Source organism: Streptomyces sp. NPDC127108, assembly GCF_042677545.1.
GTDB lineage: Bacteria > Actinomycetota > Actinomycetes > Streptomycetales > Streptomycetaceae > Streptomyces.
Window position 1 is genome coordinate 73737 of the sequence record NZ_JBHXTE010000039.1, and the last position, 20518, is coordinate 94254.

General features: G+C 68.8%; 19 protein-coding genes and 3 pseudogenes. 9 read left to right on the forward strand and 13 right to left on the reverse strand.

The annotated features are described in order from the left end of the window. Positions 1 to 173 precede the first annotated feature (173 nt). On the reverse strand, positions 174 to 1574 hold the full coding sequence (locus tag ACFVHO_RS29200) for an FAD-dependent monooxygenase (RefSeq protein ID WP_385720887.1): 1401 nt from the start codon (positions 1572 to 1574) through the stop codon (positions 174 to 176). A 326-nt stretch (positions 1575 to 1900) separates the two neighbouring features. On the opposite strand from ACFVHO_RS29200, the gene ACFVHO_RS29205 reads away from it, so the two are divergent. Beyond that, entirely contained in the window at positions 1901 to 2371 is a 471-nt protein-coding gene (locus ACFVHO_RS29205; RefSeq protein WP_385720889.1) for a flavodoxin family protein, read from the forward strand. Positions 2372 to 2653: 282 nt separating this feature from the next. On the opposite strand, the gene ACFVHO_RS29210 is transcribed toward ACFVHO_RS29205, so the two are convergent. Next, positions 2654 to 3199: a hypothetical protein gene (locus tag ACFVHO_RS29210; RefSeq protein WP_385720892.1), complete on the reverse strand. Its 546-nt coding sequence runs from the start codon at positions 3197 to 3199 to the stop codon at positions 2654 to 2656. Between the two features lie 69 nt (positions 3200 to 3268). Next, a complete protein-coding gene (locus tag ACFVHO_RS29215) occupies positions 3269 to 3934 on the reverse strand; it encodes a nitroreductase (protein ID WP_385720894.1) in 666 nt (221 codons plus the stop codon). Positions 3935 to 4191: 257 nt separating this feature from the next. Here ACFVHO_RS29215 and ACFVHO_RS29220 point away from each other — a divergent pair, with 257 nt between their 5' ends. Next, entirely contained in the window at positions 4192 to 4857 is a 666-nt protein-coding gene (locus tag ACFVHO_RS29220; RefSeq protein ID WP_385720897.1) for a hydrolase, read from the forward strand. Between the two features lie 186 nt (positions 4858 to 5043). Continuing rightward, a complete protein-coding gene (locus tag ACFVHO_RS29225; protein ID WP_385720900.1) occupies positions 5044 to 5508 on the forward strand; it encodes a MarR family winged helix-turn-helix transcriptional regulator in 465 nt (154 codons plus the stop codon). Between the two features lie 80 nt (positions 5509 to 5588). Here the strand turns inward: ACFVHO_RS29225 and ACFVHO_RS29230 are convergent. Further along, positions 5589 to 5761, reverse strand: a pseudogene (locus tag ACFVHO_RS29230) (nitroreductase); the annotation flags it as partial. A gap of 64 nt (positions 5762 to 5825) precedes the next feature. On the opposite strand from ACFVHO_RS29230, the gene ACFVHO_RS29235 reads away from it, so the two are divergent. Together ACFVHO_RS29235 and ACFVHO_RS29240 are read left to right on the forward strand one after the other, a co-directional pair. Continuing rightward, complete coding sequence (locus tag ACFVHO_RS29235) at positions 5826 to 7067, forward strand: serine hydrolase domain-containing protein (RefSeq protein WP_385720902.1); 1242 nt, start codon at positions 5826 to 5828, stop codon at positions 7065 to 7067. A 650-nt stretch (positions 7068 to 7717) separates the two neighbouring features. Further along, positions 7718 to 8353 carry a hypothetical protein gene (locus ACFVHO_RS29240; protein ID WP_385720905.1) on the forward strand — a complete coding sequence of 212 codons (636 nt, stop codon included), beginning with the start codon at positions 7718 to 7720 and terminating at the stop codon, positions 8351 to 8353. A gap of 268 nt (positions 8354 to 8621) precedes the next feature. On the opposite strand, the gene ACFVHO_RS29245 is transcribed toward ACFVHO_RS29240, so the two are convergent. Further along, positions 8622 to 9188: a YrhB domain-containing protein gene (locus ACFVHO_RS29245; RefSeq protein ID WP_385720908.1), complete on the reverse strand. Its 567-nt coding sequence runs from the start codon at positions 9186 to 9188 to the stop codon at positions 8622 to 8624. 88 nt (positions 9189 to 9276) lie between these two features. Between ACFVHO_RS29245 and ACFVHO_RS29250 the strand changes: the two genes are divergently transcribed. Next, positions 9277 to 9573 (forward strand): hypothetical protein, encoded by a 297-nt coding sequence (locus tag ACFVHO_RS29250; protein ID WP_385720911.1) that lies wholly within the window; start codon positions 9277 to 9279, stop codon positions 9571 to 9573. A gap of 488 nt (positions 9574 to 10061) precedes the next feature. Here ACFVHO_RS29250 and ACFVHO_RS29255 read toward each other — a convergent pair whose 3' ends face one another. Then, on the reverse strand, positions 10062 to 10586 hold the full coding sequence (locus ACFVHO_RS29255; protein ID WP_385720913.1) for a DUF1877 domain-containing protein: 525 nt from the start codon (positions 10584 to 10586) through the stop codon (positions 10062 to 10064). Positions 10587 to 10727: 141 nt separating this feature from the next. Here ACFVHO_RS29255 and ACFVHO_RS29260 point away from each other — a divergent pair. Then, a pseudogene (locus ACFVHO_RS29260) lies at positions 10728 to 11536 on the forward strand (IS5 family transposase). A gap of 9 nt (positions 11537 to 11545) precedes the next feature. Here the strand turns inward: ACFVHO_RS29260 and ACFVHO_RS29265 are convergent. After that, positions 11546 to 12586 (reverse strand): CehA/McbA family metallohydrolase, encoded by a 1041-nt coding sequence (locus ACFVHO_RS29265; RefSeq protein ID WP_385720915.1) that lies wholly within the window; start codon positions 12584 to 12586, stop codon positions 11546 to 11548. A 144-nt stretch (positions 12587 to 12730) separates the two neighbouring features. On the opposite strand from ACFVHO_RS29265, the pseudogene ACFVHO_RS29270 reads away from it, so the two are divergent. Then, positions 12731 to 13760 (forward strand): annotated as a pseudogene (locus tag ACFVHO_RS29270) (helix-turn-helix domain-containing protein). A 444-nt stretch (positions 13761 to 14204) separates the two neighbouring features. Here ACFVHO_RS29270 and ACFVHO_RS29275 read toward each other — a convergent pair. The 6 genes from ACFVHO_RS29275 to ACFVHO_RS29300 form a co-directional block, all read right to left on the reverse strand. Further along, on the reverse strand, positions 14205 to 14936 hold the full coding sequence (locus ACFVHO_RS29275) for a hypothetical protein (protein ID WP_006376607.1): 732 nt from the start codon (positions 14934 to 14936) through the stop codon (positions 14205 to 14207). A gap of 264 nt (positions 14937 to 15200) precedes the next feature. Beyond that, a complete protein-coding gene (locus ACFVHO_RS29280; protein ID WP_385720917.1) occupies positions 15201 to 15443 on the reverse strand; it encodes a hypothetical protein in 243 nt (80 codons plus the stop codon). A gap of 163 nt (positions 15444 to 15606) precedes the next feature. Next, entirely contained in the window at positions 15607 to 16608 is a 1002-nt protein-coding gene (locus ACFVHO_RS29285; protein WP_385720920.1) for a hypothetical protein, read from the reverse strand. Then, a complete protein-coding gene (locus ACFVHO_RS29290) occupies positions 16605 to 17429 on the reverse strand; it encodes a squalene/phytoene synthase family protein (protein WP_385720923.1) in 825 nt (274 codons plus the stop codon). Before ACFVHO_RS29290 ends, ACFVHO_RS29285 begins: the two co-directional genes overlap by 4 nt. 235 nt (positions 17430 to 17664) lie before the next feature. Beyond that, a complete protein-coding gene (locus ACFVHO_RS29295) occupies positions 17665 to 18246 on the reverse strand; it encodes a hypothetical protein (protein WP_385720926.1) in 582 nt (193 codons plus the stop codon). Further along, complete coding sequence (locus ACFVHO_RS29300; protein ID WP_385720928.1) at positions 18201 to 18596, reverse strand: hypothetical protein; 396 nt, start codon at positions 18594 to 18596, stop codon at positions 18201 to 18203. Before ACFVHO_RS29300 ends, ACFVHO_RS29295 begins: the two co-directional genes overlap by 46 nt. Before the next feature lie 457 nt (positions 18597 to 19053). On the opposite strand from ACFVHO_RS29300, the gene ACFVHO_RS29305 reads away from it, so the two are divergent. After that, entirely contained in the window at positions 19054 to 20334 is a 1281-nt protein-coding gene (locus tag ACFVHO_RS29305; protein ID WP_385720931.1) for an alpha/beta hydrolase family protein, read from the forward strand. Positions 20335 to 20518: the final 184 nt, after the last annotated feature.

Sequence of the window (20518 nt, forward strand, 5' to 3'; positions counted from 1 at the left end):
CGGACTGCGGTACCGGCGCGGGGTTCCGTGGAGTCGGCGGGCGACGGAGCGAGGAGCGCAGCAGAGAAACCCAGGGGCCTGTCCGATGGGCCCGTGACGCCGCGCCGACCCATCGGACAGGCCCCTGGGCCACGCGGGCCGTGCCGCCGCCCGGTTCGAGGCCGTCCGTCGAGTCAGCGCCGCCCGTCGAGTCCGCACAGGGCGCGCTCCTCCGCCGTGATCGAAGGGCCCCGCTGCGCGTCCGGGCCGGGGCCCCGGGCCACGCCGACGAGGACCTCCGGCCTGACCATGCGGGTCAGGGGCGCGGACAGGGTCATGACCTCGGTCAGGGCCCGCAGGACCGCCTGGTTGCCGGTCGCGGACCGCATCAGCCGCTGGATGTAGCCGCGCAGGAGCCGGGCCGTGGGTGGCGGGCTCTTGCCGATGGTGGCCGGGTAGTTGAGGTCCTCGCCGGTGGCCAGGTCCCAGGGGCTCCCCGTGGCGCGGGCCACCGAGCGCTGGACGTGCCGGGCGAAGCCCGCCGTGTGGGCCCGGCGCTCGCGCAGGGCGCGGTCGAGGGCGGCCGCGCCGTGCGCGACCACCGAAAGGCCCTGCCCGTAAACGGGGTTGAAGGTGGCGACCGCGTCGCCGAGGGCGACGAACCCGTCCGGCGTGTCGGGAAGCCGCTCGAAGCGGCGGCGCCGGTTGGCGGTGGCGCGGGTGAGGTGGACATCGGTGAGGGGCTCGGCACGGGCGATCAGGTCGGCCAGGAGGGGGTCGCGCAGGCGCCGGGCGAACGGCTCGAACCCGTCGGCGTCCCGGGTGGGTTCAGCCCCCCGAGTGCCCGCCAGGGTGATCACCCACCGGCCGTCCTCGACGGGCAGCAGCACGCCGATCCGCCCCGGCCCGCCGGAGCGCGCGTCGGGCTGGAGGCTCACCAAGGGGAAGCGCTCGGTGCCCGACGGCGCTTGGAAGAGCCGGGTGGCGTACACCTGCCCGGCGTCCACGGTCTCCTCGCGGACGGCGGGCAGCCCGAGGCGGGTGAGGTGGCGCCCGGACTGCGAGCCGCGGCCCGAGGCGTCGACGACGAGATCCGCCGCCAGGTCCTCGACGCCGCCCGTGCCGGTGTCCCGTACGACCACCCCGGCGACCCGGCGCGCGTCACCGAGCAGCTGCACCGCCTCCGTGCCGTCCCGCAGCGCCACCCGGGGCAGGGCGAGGACGCGCTCGCGCACCACCGCGTCGAGCAGGTCCCTGGTGCACGAGATGAGGAAATGCGGCCCCGGCCGACGCGGGAACCAGCCCTGGGCGCCAAGGAGCACCATCTCCTCCGTCACCGCGATGCGCCGCGCGCCCGCGGCCAGCCATGCCTCGACCGTGCCGGGGACCAGCGCCTCGATGACGCGTGCGCCGCCGGACATCAGCATGTGCGCGTGCCGTGCCTGCGGCAGTCCCCGGCGCGGGTCCGCTCCGCGCGGCATGCGGTCCCGGTCGACGACCACCACCTCGTCGACCCGTCCTGCCAGGACGCTCGCGGCCAGCATCCCGGCCATGCCCGCGCCCAGGACCACGGCGCGACTGCCGTGCGACGTCACGATCACAACCTTTCCGTCGGGTGGAAGGCCAACCTGCGGGTTCCGGACCGCACCGCACAAGCGGTGAACCGGACGGCTCTGTTCTCCCTGCTCGCCCCTCAGCGAGGTGGGCGGGCGGTGTCGGTCGCTGGGGACAACGGGGGAACGCCGGGAAAGTGTCGGGGAGATCGGGCGGGCGGGGGCGGGGGGAACGTGGCGCGAAGACGTCGTGCGTGGGTGCGGGCAAACCCCGCCCCTGTGGTGTGGCGGTCGTCACGCTCCAGGGGTGTCACGTTGGACGCCGCTTCCGTGTCTCAGTGCGGAAGGCGAGAGAGGGGATCGTGAGGATGAAGGCCGTCATCGTGTGTGCGTCCGTGTCGCATGGCAATACGCGTCGGGTTGCCGACAGCATGGCCCAGGTGCTGGGCGCGAAGGTCGTTTCCCCGGAGGAGGCCGACCCGGCGGAGCTGGCCGGGGCTGATCTTGTGGGTTTCGGTTCGGGTGTCTTCTACAGCAGGCTCCACCCGCACCTGACCGAGTTCGTCAAGGCGCTTCCCGCCGGGCGGGGCCGGGCGTTCGTGTTCGCCACCAGTGGGCTTCCCGAGCTGCCGGTGGCGCCGTTCACCCGCCCTCTGGTCAAGGTCCTCGAAGGCAAGGGGTACGAGGTGGACGGGAGCTTCTCGTGCAGGGCGTTCGACACCTGGGCCCCGTTCAAGATCGTCGGCGGCATCAACAAGCAGCGGCCGGACGCCGGGGACGTGGAGGCGGCGCGCGCGTTCGCGGAGGGGATGCGGGACGGGCGCGGGCCAGTGTCCTGACCATGCTGCCAGCCAGTGTCCTGCCGCATGCCAGAGGGGAAGCCTCTCGGGGCCTGTTCGACGGGGTGCTCCGAGTGGGGCGGTCTGCTGGCTCGGAGTTCTCACGAGCGCACGACTGAGCTCACGACGCTCGTCGGTCAGCCTCGCTGCAGTATGTGCGCGTGCGGCGGATCCCGGTGCGGGCCGGGTCTGCCTCGCACGGGCGGTCGGTCACCTGCTGTGTGGAGGGCTTCCGGGCGTTGGTGACACCGGTGCCTCAGGTGGCGCGGACCTGAGCAACAGTCAGCCCTGGTCCTGCTGCAGTCCGTTCGGGGTCCCGTCGGCCGGGTTGCCCGTACCGTCGAGGGCCAGGCCCTCGCATTCGGGACCGAGCGCGGCGAGGGAGGCTTCGCTGCTCGGGCGCCACCGCATCCAGAGGTCGCCGCCGTCGAGCCGGTAGCGGTCCCCGTCGTCCAAGCGCACCTCGCCCGCAAGCCGCCGGACATGGTTGGGTGGCTGGCGGTGCGGCGCGAGGAGTACTTCCAGTTCGTCGTAGCGGGCATTGACCCCTCCGTTCGCCGGATGTTCGTCCCTCCCGGCGTCGGAGATCTCGTACCTGACGTAGATCGCCCACTGCTCGCGCTCCATCGCCACTGCCGCCTCGCTCGCGGGCCACACGTCGTACTCGTCGGCGGCGTTGGCCGGGTGGTAGTCCCAGCCCTCGAAGTAGTGCGGGATGCCGTTGATGACCGCGAGTCCTTTACGGGGCCCGTCGTACCAGTCCAGGACGGCGTACGCGCGCTCGAAACCGTCCTCGATCAGCTGCTGCTCATTCCAGGGCTGAGACACCTCGGCAGGCTACCGGCCGGCTGCCTCTGCATCCATGATCACGATCTGCGGCCGGAGCACCAAGGGCGGTCATGTGCCGACGAAGCTCACCGTTTCCCTGATGTCGGCCCGTCCGGTACGCAGTCGTGGGGCGCCTCGCTTCTCGTATCCCACGGAGATACCGCAGTACAGCATGAGATCGTCGTCGGCTCCGGTGGTCTGGCTGACGGTCTTGCGGTACATGGTCCACATCACCTGGGGGCAGCTGTGCAGTCCTTCGGCTCTCAGCAGCAGCATGACTGTCTGCAGGTACATGCCCGCGTCGCCCCATTGCCCGGGCCCCATTGCCCGGTGGAGGTAGCAGAACAGGACGACCGGTGCCCCGAACGCCTGCGAGTTCAACGCGGCGATCTTGAAGGGCCTGTAGGGGTCGTCGCGCTCGATGCCCAGCGCTTGGTACCGCTGGGCGGCCGCGGCGGAGAAGCGGTCCTGATACGGCGTGGTCAATGGGGTCGGGTACATCGGATAGTCGCGCTCGTCCCCGGGGTCTTGCGCCAGTGCTCTGGCCGTCGCGCGTGTCTTCAGTCCGGCCAGGGGTTCGCCGGTCACGACGAACACGTGCCACGGCTGGAGGTTCCCGCTGGACGGGGCCCGTGTCGCTGCGGTCAGTACTCGTTCGAGTACCTCCCTGGGGACGGGCTGTTCGCTGAAGGCCCGGACGGCCCGGCGGCTGTCCACGGCCTCATACACATCCACGTCTTCGCGTCCTCTCCCCAGCCGGGCGCCTCCACCGTATTCCGCGGTCCGTACCCGGGCGTTGCCCGGGGCTGGACCGCGCCCCGGCAGCTCCACCTCTGAGCTGTTGGGTGCCCGCGCCCGTGTCTGTGCCTGTATCTGTTCGGTTGCGGCGCCCTGAACAGGCAGCGCTGGACAGATAGTTGACGTGTCATATAGAAAGATGACGCGTCAACCAAATTGGTTTGTGCGCGCCCCGCACTCCTGAGGAGATCTCCATGAGCACGTCGCCGAAGGCCGGCCTCGAAGCCCTGCTGACCCCCGAGGAGAGCGTCCTGGTACTCATCGATCACCAGCCGTACCAGTTCGCCAACCTTCACAGCCACGAGCCGATGATGGTCACCAACAACGTCGTGGGCCTGGCCAAGGCGGCCAAGGGATACGGCGTCCCGACGATCCTGACCACGGTCGTGGAGGATCGCGGGGGCCTGCTGATCCAGCCGTTGCAGGACGTCTTTCCGGACCAGAAGCCGATCAACAGGACCTTCATCAACACCTGGGAGGACCAGGTCGTGGTGGACGCGGTGAAGACCACCGGACGCAAGAAGCTGATCATCGCCGGTCTGTGGACGGAGATCTGCGTGGCCATGCCCGCCATCCAGGCGGCGGGCGAAGGCTTCGACGTCTACGTCATCACCGACGCCTCCGGAGGCGTGTCGGCCGAGGCGCACGACATGGCGGTGCGGCGCATGATCCAGGCCGGGGTCGTGCCGATCACCTGGCTGGCCGTGATGAGCGAGTGGCAGCGTGACTGGGCGAGGACGGATCGCATCACGCCGGAGGACCAGAAGGCGGCCCTGGAGCACACGGGTGCCACCGGGATAGCGACGGCCTGGGAGCAGCAGCTCCTGAACACCCCGGTCGCCGAGACGGCCGGGGTGTAACGGCGGGGCGGTCCCGGTATTAGGGGCCGCCCCTTGCCCTGGTCATCACGCGGCCGCCCAACTGGACCAGATGGCCCGGCTGTTCAGCCCGTCAGAGATGAAGACGTCGCCCCGTCGCGCTGCGACGCCGGAACCCACACCCAGCCGGTCCGATGACGCGTCAACCAGTTCACTACACTCGACCTCGTGACTGACGGGGTGAACTGGCTGACGGCGGAGGAACAGCACGCGTGGAGGAGTTTCGTCCGCGTGCATGAGCGGCTGATGGGCCGCCTGTCACATCTCCTGCAGACGGAATCCCACTTGGCGGCTGCGGACTACGCGGTCCTGGTCAACCTGACGGATGTGCCGGACGGCCGTCAGCGGTATCAGGACCTCGCGCGGGCACTGGAATGGGAGAAGAGCCGGATGTCCCACCACATCACGCGCATGATCAAGCGGGGACTGGTGGTGCGGGAGGACTGCCGGGAGGACGGGCGGGGCGCCTTCGCCGTGATCACAGATGCAGGACGCGAGGCCATCGCGGCGGCGGCCCCCCTGCACGTACAGGCCGTCCGATCGCTTTTCCTGGACCATGTCACCGCGGCGGAGCTTCGAACCCTGGCAGAGATCTCCGTCCGAGTGGTGGAGAAGCTGGACGATGACGCCTGAACGGTGAGCGCCGGCCCGCCCGGGGAACTGACGGCAGTTGACTGCACAAGCCGGCAAAGACTGAGCCGACGCTGCGCCCGGACGGCTGGTGCTCCGGACGCCTGCGAGTTCAACGCGGCGATTGTGGAGGGCCTGTCGGGGGCGCTGTGCGCGATCCCCAGCGCTTTGACCACTGGGTGGCTGCGCTGGAGAAGCGGTCCTGATATGGCGTGGTCAATCGGGCCGGGTACATCGGATACTCCCGCTCGTCTCCGTCCGTGTCCGTGTCCGTGTCTCTGTCTGCGTTTGTGGGGCGGTGTCGGTGTCATGATGCTGGGGTGAGTCGCGACGTGAGTGCGCAGGTGCAGGCCCGGGTCGACAGTCTCCTGCACCGCCTTGTGGAGTCCGGCGCGGAGAGCGGTTTGCAGGCTGCGGTGTACGTGGACGGGGAGCAGTTCGTCTCGGCCTGCGCGGGCACCTACGTCCCGCTCAGCGGCCAGGTGCCCGGACCGGGGCCTGACACTCCGGGCGCTTCAGCTGCCTCAGCCACGCCGGATACTCCGGCCGGCTCGGCTGCTCCGGCCGGTCCGGCTGTTCCGGTCCCGCTCACGCCCGGGACGCTGATCCATAGCTTCTCCACCGGCAAGGGCTTCATGACCACCCTCGTGCATGTACTCGCCGAGCGTGGCCTGATCGATTACGACTCTCCGATTGCCCGTTACTGGCCGGAGTTCGCCGCTCATGGCAAGGACCGGGCCACCGTGCGCGACGCCCTGACTCACAGCATCGGCATCCCACAGCTCCCGCCCGGTATCACCCCGGCCGAGTTGTGTGACTGGGACACGATGTGTGCCCTCGTTGCGGACCAGGAGCCTTTGTGGGAGCCGGGCTCGGACAGCGGCTATCACGGCTGGACGTTCGGCTGGATCCTGGGCGAGCCGGTACGCCGGATCACCGGCCTCACCCCGGCACAGGCGCTGCGCACCTTCGTGACGGAGCCGCTCGGTGTGGCGGACGAACTGTACTTCGGCGTCCCCGACGCGGAACTTCCCCGCATCGCGCCACTGGTGGAGGGCAACTGGGCCGCGTGGCTGGAGGACCTGCCTGCCTCTGTGCCTTTCCGCCGCTTCGTCGTGCCGAACCGGAGTGTGTGGACGACCGCCGATCTGGCCAACCGCCGTGACCACCTGCTGGCCGACATCCCGGCGGGCGGCACCACGACCGCCCGTGCCGCCGCGCGCCTGTATGCGGCGCTCCTGGGAGAGGTCGACGGCGTACGCCTGATCTCACCGCAGCGCCTGGAGCAGATCACCGCGGTCGCCGTCCAGGGCAGGGACCGGATGCTCCTGGGCCGCTTCGCCAAGGGCCTGGGCTACTTTCTGGGGCTGCCGGAGATGGGCGGCGGGCGGTCGGCCTTCGGCCATCACGGCAGTGGCGGCAGTATCGCCTTCGCCGACCGTGAGCGTGGCCTGTCGTTCGCGCTGACCCGGACGCGGCTGGTCGGTGGTGAGGCGGACGGGGCCGCGCGGTTGGTGGCGGATGAGGTCCGTTCCCGCGTGCCGAAGGCAGCCGCGCCGTAAGCCACGGGGGCACCCGGCCGGATCCCCCGCTCGGTGAGCGGGCTCGCCTTCCGCTCGGACAGTGATCGGGCGCGTGCTCGGCCAACTCGCGGTTGCGATAGGGAGCCTCACCGGGACCAAGCGCCACAGGGAAGTCTCCCTCCCGATCGGCGGCGCGCTCACCGCGGTGCGGGTGCGGGTATCACGGATCGGGATCGTGGTGTCGGGCCCTTGGCCAAGGGGCCGTCGCGTGCTGCTCATCCTGGATAGGGGGAGCCCTTCGCGGGGCTCCGACCGTGGTATTGGTGGTCGTCCTCGACGGCGGCAGCGTCTGCGGAAATGTCCCTCCGCAGCGAAGCAGTCCCGACGTTACTGCCCGCACCTGGGGGGCCAAGTCCCCGCCGTCACTCCGCGCGGCCGCCGGCGCTCGCTTGTCGGCCCATCTCGACCTCGCCAGAAGACCCGGCACTGTCCGACGACGAGCGGATGGCCGTGGACCGCCTGAGGGCACTTGAGGCAGCCCGTCCCGAAGGCGGCCGAGGACCTTCTCAAGGCCGAGGAACGGCAGAGCGGGCCGAGTGGCGCCAGCTCCACCCCGACCAATGCCACCGGTGCTAACCTGGGTACTGCTACTCATGTGCCGCACCATGCCGACACCTAACGTCACTGGCATGTTGAAGACCTCTGTACGTGACACCCGGACCTCCGGGCGGTCGGTCCTGCATGCCGACACAGGGCTCGCACTGGTCACGTTGACAGTCGGTGCCGTGGTGGCGGGGAACTCCGTGTGGAACGGCGCACCGTACCCTTCAGCCGACCCCGATGCTGTCGCGCAACGGCTCAAGGTCCGCTCCGACGGGATCTACGACGACTTCGCACTACCTGGCAAGTACGTCGCGGACGCAGGCCGGGTCGGTACCGGCGCCTGTTACTACCGGGGCCTGAGGGGCATCGCCCACATTGACCAGGCACGGGGCGACGTCCGCAGCTTCGGACTCGACTGGAGCGTGCCCGACATCCCGGAAGCCGCGGCACGAGACGCACAGCAGCGCGTGCGCCAGCGGCTGATACAGCAGGGATGGAAACTCACCCAGGACCGCGATCGCACAGGGACAACTTTCCGCAAGCTGGGCTTCCGATTCGAAAACCCGGACAGCGGTGACCAGATCGACGTTGAGTGGAACATCTCGACTACGACTCTGTTCATCAACGTCTACGCCCCATGCGGAAAGGTTCCCGACGACTTCAAGGAACACGACTGGCCCGAGGCAGACTGGCACCCGGAAAGGCGAGCCCCAGCAGCTTGAAAGCCTCTACACCCTCGAGAACCAAGACCGTTGCCACGCGGCTGAATTCCGCTGGCGAGGCCCGCTGCTGAAGACGTTCCTCCCGCTGATGTCCGTCCGGTCCCGGGCTTCGCCCAGCTACCGTGATGTCCTGCCTCTGCCGAACGGGTGGGGCTGTCGCTGACCTGAGTTCGCAGGCGCGCTGGCCTGCGAAACGGCGACGCATACACCCGGACCGGAAGCCACCGAAGCCAGCCACGTGCCGTCGGTGGGTTCGGCTCGTAGCAACTCAGAAGTCGGCATCAACGCCGTAGGTACGTACGGCCAGTACACGGTCGAGGGGCTTCACCAGCTCCTTGTTAGCAACAGCCAGGAGGTGTGCTGGCACTTCGCCCGCGAGCAGCCCGGTGACATAGGCGAGGGCATGTGTAGGGGACAGCCTGGTCACCTTCCGGCGAAGGGCACGGACGGCGGCCATGCGCCCGCCCGCTGTTTCAGCTGCCGTCCGCAGCTCGTCGTGGAGGTCATCCATCGGAGTGCGTACCGGCAGCCCTCGGATACGGCCGCGGTAGTCGTCCTCCCATGCCCCCTCGATCTCGGAGACGGCTCCGATCAAGTGGAGCCCGCCGTCGGCGCGGTCGACCAGATACGGACCGTGTCCCACCAGCATCGCGGCTGCATTGCGCGTTCGCGCATACTCCTCGGATTGGACATAGACCTTCCAGGCCAGCTCGTGCTCGACCACGCTGACGATCCCGTTGCGCGGGAACTGTTCGGCCCCAGCGGTACCCCACGCCTGATGGCCACACTCCAGGTGTTCCTCAACGATGCGTATCGCGTCATCCCGTTCGATCACAACCGCAGCATCACCCAGTACGTCAGCTCGCCACCAGAGGATTTCTCCTCACCAAGCACCCTCATCTGCAGGGGCCAAGAACGCGTCTGTGTCGATCCATCACGAAGTATCCGCCACAGCCCAAAATCGCGACCGCTCACATGGAGACCTCCCCGATGAACTGATCAAGCTGGAACGTTCCGCTGAAGAGGCCCGCGCGCAGTTCGCCGGGCTCGACGGCGACGTGTACGACACGCAAGGGCGCGCCTGGCGCTCGGCTGCGGAGAAGTTCCAGGCAGCGGTCACCGCATACGCCGCGCGTGACGACGTCACCATGACGCGCCGCGAACTCGAGCAGGCGGTGAAGGCTGCCGTCCGGCATGGGGAGGAGGATCCGGCCGAGTAGCGGTCGGCTCCGCAGCCCTGCGGGCAGTGCCCGGCCTCTCGGTTGGAACGCGGGGCCGATGACGGCCTCGGTGCTGTGCCGCGGATGGTATTTCCTCCATTCTCTGAGCTCGGGCAGGTAGGCCTGCCCGAGGTGCTTGAAGACGAGGCCTTCCAGACTTGCTGACGACCACTGCAGCCACTCGGCGGCCTGCCGTGGGTCTGTGGGGGAGGGGCACAGGGTCCAGGGCGGCCGCATGCGGTAGTCGGTGAAGAGCGACTCCTGCGCGAGGCGGCGGGCCCGGTACGGCTGTGGGGTCAGGTCGGTGCCCAGGCGGTGGCCATGGTCGACGCCTTCCACCGACGGGTACGGCCGCGGGGTTGAGCCGCTCGGTCGGCGGACTCCTCATGGGCCGGTGGGTCCAGCACCGGATGCATGCCGGCTGAACACCCCGTGCCTGCCGCGTGCGACGGGCTCTCCACACCGCCCGCAGGGCGCGGGTTCGCGGGTCAGTCCCACCAGAGCACGACGAGCAGGTGGCGCTCGGCTGCGCCGCGGTAGAAGTCGCGCAAGGCGTTGAAGTATTTCAGCAGGTACGTACTCAGGCCGCCGGTGATGTTGTCGGCTCCGTGGCCGATCAAGGATGCGGCGTCACGGTCGTCGGCTGGCAGGGCGGCGAGAAGTGCGGGCGTGTCGATCTGGCCAAGCAGTGCGGAGATGCGTGCGACTTGGGAGACGTTCAGGGCGGTGGGGGCGGTCTCGAAGGGGGCTATGGCGTAGGGGTGGGCATGGAGGAAGGCGAGGTCCAGTGCGGTGTCGCCTTCTGTGGCCTGGCGCAGAGCGTCGAGGTGGGCATGGTGGAGCCCACTCACTTCACCGACGCGTTCCAGCAGCGCTGGTGCCCAGTCCAGGTCCAGCATGTCGTGTGCCGGTGGATCCCAGTGCGGATCGCGGTCCGGTGACGTGCTGGCGGACTGGCGGCAGGCGGCGAGATACCCCGTGGGGATGCGGGCGAGCTGCTGGGTAACGGCCATGACAGCAGTGTCCCTGCCGCGTCCACCGGATTTCTGCGGCTGGATGGGCGGGGATGGCTGACCTTGCTATTTACTGAGCGTTTCAGAATGAGTTGAACCGCAGGTCTTGCATCTAGCGATCTTGGTCGGCAAAGTGTCCGGGTGCGTGCTGATCTTGTTCCGGATGACTTGTGGGAACGCGTGGCTCCGCTCCTGCCACCCGCTCCTGAGCGGCGCCGCCGCCACCTCGGGCGACTGCGTGTTCCCGACCGGGCGGCTCTCACCGGGGTGATGTATGTACTGCGGACTGGCATCGCCTGGCGTGATGTCCCGACCGAAACGGTCGGCTGCTCCGGGGTGACGGCCTGGCGTGGCCTGCGAGACTGGACCGAGGCCAGCGTCTAGCCGCGCCTGCACGCAGCCCTGCTGACCGAGCTGCGCCGCGCCGACCTGCTGGATCTTGAACACTGCGCTGTTGACGGCTCGCATGTCCGGGCCCTCAAAGGGGGGATCACGTCGGCCCCTCGCGAGTCGACCGTGCCCGGCCCGGCTCCAAACACCACCTGATAGTCGACCGGCACGGAACTCCGCTCGCCGTCACGCTCACCGGCGGCAACCGCCACGACGTCACCCAGTTGCTGCCGCTGCTCGACGCGGTCCCGCCGATCCGGGGGCTACGAGGACAGCCTCGCCGTAAGCCACGGCACCTGTATGCCGACCGGGGCTACGACTTCGACAAATACCGCCGCCTGCTGTGGAAGCGCGGCATCAAGCCGATGATCGCCCGACGCGGCGTCGCCCACGGCTCAGGGCTCGGCAAAGTCCGTTGGGTGGTGGAACGGGCCTTCGCCTGGCTGCACCAGTTCAAACGACTCCGAATTCGCTACGAACGACGCGCCGACCTTCATCAGGGCCTGCTCGAACTGGCATGCAGCCTCATGTGCCTCCGCCGCCTGCGGACCACACGATGAAACGAGCGGTCAGTTGAGGATGATCGGATTGGTGAGTGCGGCGACCTGCCCGCTGCGATGGCGGACCTCGATGCGGACGAATCCTGATTGCTCCGCTGTCGTGTCCCACTGCACCGCTCCCGCCCCGTCATCGGGGAGGGGGGCTCGGTGGGCCTTTCCTCGATCGGTGTGGAAGCTGACGGTCCCCGCCGGCACACCTCGTACTGCCGCACGCACTTTCACCTGCCCACCATGAGTTGCGAGCCGCTCGCCCACCCCGGCGACGCGGCCGGCCGTATGGGCGGTGAACGACACATCCACATCCGCCGACTCGGCGATCCAGCTGCGGCCGGCACTGATCCCGACCAGGACTGCCTCTGTGCTCAGCTCCTCAGCGAAGACCACGGTGTGAGGGGTCCCGATCTGCCCTTCCAAGTGGGTGTCGCTGTTGCCCATCGCCGGCCGCCACGAGCCCGTGTGGAGGTCCGCCGCGAGGCTCCGCCCCCATTCGGCCAGGGCTGCCTCGTTGTCGGCATTCCAGGGCCGGTCCGAAGTCCACAGTCCGTTCCATACCTCCACTACGTCGAAGCCAGGGAAGGGGAACATGAAGTCGCCCGAGGGGTAGGGCGCATGCGGGTGTGCGGCCACGCACAGGCCCCCTGCTCGGTGGACCTGTTGCAGGCACTTGTCCACCAGTCCGTCCCTGACCTGGTGGTTCCAGTCGACGACCTCGCCGGGATCGAGGCCGAGCGCGAGCCAGTGCCCGGTCTTCGTGGTCACCTCTTCGCCGAGAAGGATCAAGAAGTCATCTGCGGCCAGATGCCCCCATACCCCCGGGGCCGCGGCTGAGTTGTGCTCTGTCGTCGCGATGAAGTCGAGCCTGGCCGCCCGCGCCCGGACGGCCAACTCCTCGGGGGTGAGTTCCCCGTCCGAGTGGACGGAGTGGACGTGGCAGTCCCCGCGGTACCAGGCCGCCCTGCGTCCGACCGCCCGTGCCGACGGGAAGCTCAAACTCGATGACAAGGTTCTCCTCCCAGAGTCCTGTCGAGCCAACGTGCCAACCCGTTCCATCGCCCGCTGAGCACGATCTCGGTCGAGACGTCAGACCAAGATCTCATTCTGAAACGATCAATAAGTGCTGTGACCGCGAAGGTTCACCGGGCTACTCGTTGTGTGGCTTGGAAATGAGTTCTCCAAGCAGCGTGGGGGGGCGGGATGGCGAAACCGGTCTGGGTTCGCGGTCTGACCGAGCAGGAGGGCCAGAAACTCCAGCGCATCGTCCGGAGGGGCAGCACGAGTGCGGTGCGGTTTCGGCGGGCGATGATGCTCCTGGCCTCGGCCGGCGAAAGCACGGTCCCCGTCATAGCCCGCCTGGTCCAGGCGGGCGAGGACACCGTCCGCGATGTGATCGACAAGTTCAACGAGATCGGGCTCGCATGCCTGAAACCTCGCCGGGCGGGAGGCCGTCCCCACCTTCTCGATCGTGACGACGAGGACTTCGTCGTCCAGACGGCCCCCACCCGCCCGACCGTCCTGGGTAAACCCTTCACTCGCTGGTCGATCCGTAAGCTCACCGATCACCTGCGACGAACCCATGCCCACCGCGTCCTCATCGGACGGGAGGCCCTGCGGTGTTTACTCGCCCGCCGCGGGATCTCCTTCCAGCGTACGAAGACCTGGAAGGAGTCCCCGGACCCCGACTTCGACGCCAAGCTGGCCCGGATCAAGTACGCGATCAACGAGCGGCCGGACCGCACCTTCGCGTTCGACGAGTTCGGGCCCTTGGGAATCCGCCCCACCGCCGGCTCCTGCTGGGCCAAGCAGACCCGGCCCGAGCGTCTGCCGGCCACCTACCGGCGCACCCACGGCATCACCAATCCGCACGGCCCGCCCGGACGGCGCCCCGATCTACGTGATCCTGGACAACCTCTCCGCCCACTTGAACTGGCGAATCCGCAGGTGGGCGGCCCGCGAGAAGGTCGAGCTGTGCTTCACTCCGACCTACGCGTCCTGGGCCAACCCCATTGAGGCCCACTTCGGACCACTACGGCAGTTCACCCTGGCCAACTCGAATCATCCCAACCACACCATCCAGACCAGGGCCCTGCATGCCTACTACCTGCGCTGGCGCAACCAGAACGCCCGTCACCCCGACGTCCTGGCCGCCCAACGACGCGAACGTGCCCGAATCCGCAGTGAAAGAAGCATCCGCTGGGGCGGCAGACCCCTACCCACCGCGGCCTGACTACTCAACCCGGTGAACCTTCCTGGTCACAGCACAAGCCGCAGCCGGAACGTGACGGAGCCCGGGAGCATGTCCAGCTCCCGGGCTCCAGCTTGCCACCCATTTGCGCACACCGGCGGCGTTTAAGAACCGCGGGTCATGTTGAGATCGACGTGTTCTGCCTTTGAACTACAGCGCCACGAGAGAGGCGCCGGAGGGACTTGAACCCCCATCCGTCGATGTTCGCCCACGCTCGGTCGATCCGGTGTTCGGCGGCGAATACTGAGACTGGAGCGAGAATCTGAGTTTCATGGGGCCGCCTCTGCCAGGCTTGGGCCACCCCCGCACGTGGTGCGGGGAGAGGGATTCGAACCCCCAACTGACACCCCTTCATCAGCTTCAACATCAGTTTCAGCTTGCGCTCATCGCGCACCCTCCGCTCGCGACGGAGGGCGTATGTGGGGGCTACCGGAAGAGGTAGCCGAATACCGCGTCGCCGACCCGCTGGTCGGTGACCTCGGTGTTGTTCGCCTCCTCGCGGGCGAACTTGACGGACTGCTGGAGCTTCTCGACACGGTCGAGGAGCTCGTTGACCCGCCGGGCGGGCAGCGCGCCGGAGAACTTCACCGTAGTCCAGTAACCGACTGGGACGTCCTCGTAGTACACCTCGACCTGCGCCGGGTGCTTCTCCGTGGCCTCGGCCTTCACGTGGTTGCGCGGAACCTTCTTCGTGCGGATGGTCCGCACCGGGTCCGTCTTCCACGAGTCCGTCGAGGGGTCCAGGTTCCACGACTCGGAGGCGTCGAGCACCGGCAGCTTGCGCACGAAGGTGTGCAGGTCGGTGAGTTGCTTCTCCAGGAACAACAGGTACGGGACGGGCACCTGGGGCAACAGCACCGTACCGTCAACCACCACGTCCGCGACCGCGGACCGGTTCGCCCAGTCCTTCGTCGCGGTCACGTCGAAGAGCCGCGTCAGCGTCCCGGCGGTCGCCCGCAGAGCGTCCTCGGCCTTGATCTGCACCCGCGTGGACTCTGGCGGCAGCTGCTCGCCCTCTTCGTCCTTGGGCTGGTAGGTCCGGGAGATGCCGGCCAGCAGGGCGGGCTTCTGCACATCCTGGTGAGCCTGGGTGAGCTCCTGGAGAGCCTTGGACTTGACGCCCTTTTCGACTGCGATGATCTGATTCAGCTTCGGCACACGGCGAACCTACCAACTCCGCACCGTACGCACATCCGATTAAACGCCTGGCTGTGAGGGCGGGGCGGCGAGTGTGAGCCCGGACCGGGGCGCGAAGGTCACCAACCGTAAGGCGCGTAGCCGATGAGGCCGAACTTCTGGTGGACGAGGCGGTCCTGCTTGACGCCGCTGCGGCGGGCGGGGTCCGGAACATCGTGCTTTTGGCCGAGGTCGACCGGGCGCCGCTGTTCTTCGGCTTCCGCGGTGCGGTGGGCCTTCTCCGCGTCACCGCCTCGGTGAGCCGGTGCGGATGGGCTGCGGGTCGGGCTCGCCGGCGCGCCGGGCGTGCAGAGCGGTGACCTGGTTGGCGCGGGTGCCCCTGGGGCAGGTGTCGGCCCGCTGCTGCAGGTCCGGGACGGCCGCGAGGTGCGCGGTCAGCAGGACGAACGCGTCGCGGTGTGCGGCGGCCCAGGCCTGTTCCGCCCTGCGGTCGCGTGCCCGGGCGCGCGGGCGGAATGCGTTCGTCATGGTCTTCGGCTTCCTGCCGCTCGAGCGCCGGACGAGAGAGGCGTCCTGGCCGAAGGCTTCGGCCAGGACGCCTGAAGGGGCCGGGGCAGTCAGTTCTACGCAATGAGTACGCGTAGGCCTGGTGAGGGCGCCGGGTGTCCCTTACGAGGGGGCCGGGTGTCCCTCACAGGCCGATCTCGTACCGTCCTGTCTCGTGGAGCCAGGCGAGGTGTCCCGCGATCTGTTCTTCCAGCCCGCGTACGTACTGGTCGATGACTGGGATACCCCGCTGCCGCAAGTCGGTGGACACCTGAACGAAGTTGTCGGTGTGCCGGGTCACTTCCGCCGCTGTGAGATCGATGCCTTCCTGGACCGAGCAGCCGTCGTGGTGGGCGAGGACCATGGGGAGGTTGGCGATGTGGCGGCGTTGGGCGTCACGGGGGCAGCCCAGGACGTCGTTGGTGAGGCCGATGATCTGGATGGCCAGGTCGGTCAGGTCCCGGACCTGCGGGTCAAGCAGCAGAGCGGTGGGCATCTCGAAGCCCTGTGCCATCTCGGTCAGGACGAAGTGGTGGTGCAGATGCGCGATGAGGTGCCGGATGCGCCGGTACTCGGCCACGGGCGGGACGATCCCGGCGGCCGCGTAGGCGGCGTCGGCCGCCGCTCCCACGCTGTAGTGCAGCATGCCCTTGCGGATGCGCAGCACCTGCTGGGGGGTGGCGATCTGCTCGATGCGTGCGAACAGGTCTCGGTAGGCCCGCTCGATGGGGTATCCGCCCGCCGGGCCGTGCGGGTTCTCGGCGATGTGTTCGCAGGCCAGCAGGTGGGCAGCCAGGGCGGTGGTCCTGCCACCCAGCCCCAGCTCTTCGGTGTACCGGTCGTCCTGCACGGTGGCCCAGATGCAGAACTGGGTGGCGACGAGCACCCGTTCCGTGTCTCCTTCGGGGATCATCCAGGCGTAGGTGCGGCCGAGTGTGGAGTGGCGCAGGTACGCCTCCTCGTCATCGCTGCTGATGATGTCGAAGTCGCGCAGCCAGGCCAGGGTGCGCTCCTCCAGTTCGTCCGCGGCCGGATGCAGCCGGGCCGGGACGGGGAAGGAGATACGGGGCACCACGAGCCGGTCCGCCCCGGTATCTCCCGTCGGTGGGGGTGCTGCTACCGGCCGCTGGTCCTGCCACCAGGTCACCGCTTCCGCCCCTCCATCGTCGTGGCCTTGCGTGGTGTCGGTGTCCACGGCTGGAGGGCCAGTGCGCGGTGGGCGCGGACCAACGGCTCGGCGCAGAAGGTGCGGGCCGGTCCGTCCGGCAGCCCGGCCAGATAGGCATCAGCCAGGGCCAGCTCCTGACGGGCATAGCGAACCATGTCGTGCGCCTGCCAGCCGTCCGGCCAGAAGTCCACCCCCCGGCCGGCATCCACCCCGCGGTCAACGAGGATGTTGACGCTCTGCAGCGCCCGCCCGTAGGCCACCGCCAGGGTCCTGCTGCTGTGGGTGCCGTCGTACCAGGTCCACAGGTCCGACAGCAGCAGCACCAGCGTGCCCGCCACGGCATACGTGTACCGGTCGAGATCCTGCTCATCGTGCACGGCGAAGTCGCTCTCGGCCCAGTGGGCCATCCGCTCGGCCATCGTGGCGAACGTCTCCCACACCCGGGGCCCGATGTCGGGCGGAGCCAGGCCCGCCCACTCGCCCAGGCGCAGCGTCACCTCCGGCAGCATCGCCTCGTGCCCCGCGAACAGCGCGGCCAGGTCGTCGCAGGAGAAGCGCAGCTGCAGGGTCCGGCCGACCCCGCGCAGCAATACCGCCTTGTCCGCACCCGACAGATGGGGATGGTCCTCGATCTCGTCGATCCCCCGCATCAGCAGATAGGCGCACGACACCGCCTCGTTCAGCCGCGCTGGCATGCTGATCACGGGCTCGTACCAGGTAGTGCTGTACTCCCGTACCACGCCATGCGCCTCAGCCAGCACAACCATCCGCGCCTCCGGACCACCTCGTAGGGAACGCATTGCCGTGCATACAAGCGTCACGACCGACACCGCCCCGCGCAGCGGCGCACGAACCGTGCACCGATGCATGCGCTTGCGCCCCGTCACAGGTCGAGCCCGGCGCGCTGGGCGACGTCCCGGGAAAAGCCGCTGCTGTGCGGGGCGTGCCGCTGGGGGACTGCGGGGATGACCACGGAGCGGCTGCCGTTCCCGGTCCCGGACTCTCGTGTCCATGCTCGGTGAAGTGCGGTATGAATCAGGCGGTGAGAGTGTATTTCCCCTGGTCAATGGATGGATAGAGCCGTCGGTTTTCCTGCTTGAGGTGGTATTGCCAGTGCGCCGGGAAGTCGTCGCTACTGATGACCGCACGGAGGATGAGGAGAGCCTCGGCGCCCGGGACGCTCCATCTGCTGCCGGTGATGTCGAGTCTGTCGGCGATGAGGTGGCGGGCTGCTCCTTCGATGACGCCGCTGGCGATCGACCAGCCGGCGGCGAGCGCCCGGTCGTAGTGGACGAAGTCGGCGTTGTTGTTGAGGTATTGGCAGGCCTTATCGGCGGCCGTGCGTTGATCACCGCTCAGTTTGCGCTGGTCGGCCTGGGCGCGGATCTCGTCGGCGGCCTGCTGGGCGCGTCCGCGAAGGATGCGGGGGGCCTTGATGGCGATCCAGTCCTCGGCGGCCGGGTCAGCGGGAGCGTGGCAGCAGCGGGAGGCGGCCCGGAGCTTCTCCAGCACGTGGACCAGGTCGAGGACGATGTGGATGGTTACCCAGTGGCGCTTGGCCCCGGCCTGGATCAGGTCGAGTTGGTGGCGGGCGCCGTCGTTTGGACCTCCCAGCACATGCGGTGCTGCGGGTCAGGGGCCTGGGCCTGGTCGAAGGCGGCGTCGATGACGTACTCGGGATCGTGCTCGACCGAGCCGGTCAGCCACTTGGCCTGCGCTCTCGGCCCGGGGCGCGGGATGCGGGCAGTGCTGCGGCCGCCGGGCGGCGCGCTGACGTCGTGCGCACGACGCACGGCCAGGTCGCCGTCGTAGACGGCGGCCAGAGTCGCCATCCGTTTCCGATGGCCTTGCTCGCCGATGGCCAGACGGGTGCGGAAGGTCCGCGTCGCGCGCTCGGCCGCCTTGAGGGTGGCTTCGCGCAGATGGCCCGGCCTCATGACGATGCCCTTGCCGTCCACGGACAGCACCAGCAGCGTCCCCGCGCTTGCCAGTGTGGGGGGGCATAGAACGCGGCCACGTCCACCGCCGCTGCCCGCACGAGGCATTCGACCTGGCGCTTGACCACGACCCTCCCGCAGACGCGGGTGATCGCCTCCATCGCGGCGTCGTACGAACCGCGCACCGCCTCGAGCACGGCCAGCCTGCGCAGGCCCAGGCTTGTGCCGCACGTTGGGCAGGCCGAGAACTTTGTCGGCCGGATAGGAATTGGGTGTGGCTCCTTTGCAGGGGCAGGCTCACCTGCGACTGTGCTGCATTCGCCGGGTACGTCACCAAGCTGTGGGCGGCTCCGGTCCGCCCTCACAGCGCCGGCACCCGGGGTCTACCCCTCCCTCATGCCCGGGGGTGTGCACCAGTGCGTCCAGCGCTGCTCCTGATGGAGGCTGAACTCACTTCGGATCAGCCAGCGTTGAGGGAGAACATGCCGTGTCTGTCGCTCGAACCTTGCACCGGCATCGCCGAGTCGCCACAGCTGCCGTCGCTGCCACGATTCTCGCCGGGGCGGGCGTCGTCAGCGCTGGCGCCGAATCATGGACGTCCGCCGCACCCTCCTCCAACGCCGCCACCCAGCGCGGCGCCCTGCTCTCCGCCGAGTTGCTCTACACCCTCACGTCGGCCAAGGACTCCACAGCCGAGCTGACCGCCTCCGGGTACGACCCCGGCGCCGCCCGCCATGGCGTGGACGCGTACCGGCTCATCTACCGCACCATCGACCCGAAGGGCCAACCCGCCACCGCCAGCGGGCTGTTCACCATCCCGCGCGGCGTCCAAGGGCGTCTGCGGACCGTCTCGTTCGCCCACGGCACCGGCGTCCACCGCATCGACGCGCCCTCGATGCAGCGAAAGGTGTTCCTGACCGGCCCCTCCATCACGTACGCCTCCGCAGGCTTCGCCACCGTTGCGCCCGACTACCTCGGCATGGGCACGGGCCCGGGCAAGCACCCCTGGATGGACGTGCCGTCCGAGGCAACGGCCTCCCTCGATCTGCTCCGTGCCGCCCGGCAGTTCGTCACGCGCACCGGACACACACTGGACCGTGACGTCCTGGCCACCGGCTTCTCACAGGGCGCGTCGGCTGCGCTCGGGCTCGGCAGGGCCCTCCAGGCGGGCGAGGACCGGTACTTCAGGCTCGGCGCCCTTGCCCCGATCAGCGGGGCCTACGACTTCGGGGGTGCGGAGATCCCGGCGCTGCTCGCGGGCGACAGTGAGCTGGAGCCGAGGTGGCGCGTGGTGTACGCCGCGTACACCTTGGTCGCCTTCGACCGCGTCCACGATGTGTACGACAACCCAGGCAAGGTGTTCCGCGACCCTGTCGTGGAGGAACTGTTCGACGGTATGCACACCGGCCCGCAGATGATCAGCGCGCTGCCCCGCACGCTCGATGAACTGCTGACGCCGTACGGGCGCGACCTGCTGGCCCGGCCCAGGGGCGGCCTCGTAGCTGGGTTGCGGGGGACCGACAGCGTGTGCAAGGACTGGAAGCCCAAGGCGCCGATCCGGCTCTACATGGCACAGGGCGATGAGCAGGCGACCGTCCGGAACACGGCCAACTGCGCCACAGCCTTTCAAGAGAGGGGCACCCGGGTGTCGGTCGTCGACCTCGGTGCCGTCGACCACCAGAAGTCACGGCACCTCGGCTCGAACGTGCGGGGAACAGCGGAGGTGGTGCGCTGGTTCAACACGCTCCGGACGGGCGGCAACCGCTGACCCGCCCTCGCGTCGATTCGTGATGTACCGGGCGAACGCAGCACAGTCGCAGGTGAGTCTGTCCCTTCAAGGGAGCCGCACCCGTCAAGGATGGTCTCTTAGTAAGGTCCGACACGGGGCGGAGCAGTGGTCCGGGCCTGCGCGGCGGGGTCATGAGGGCACTGCAGGGTGGCAGGCCTGGGAG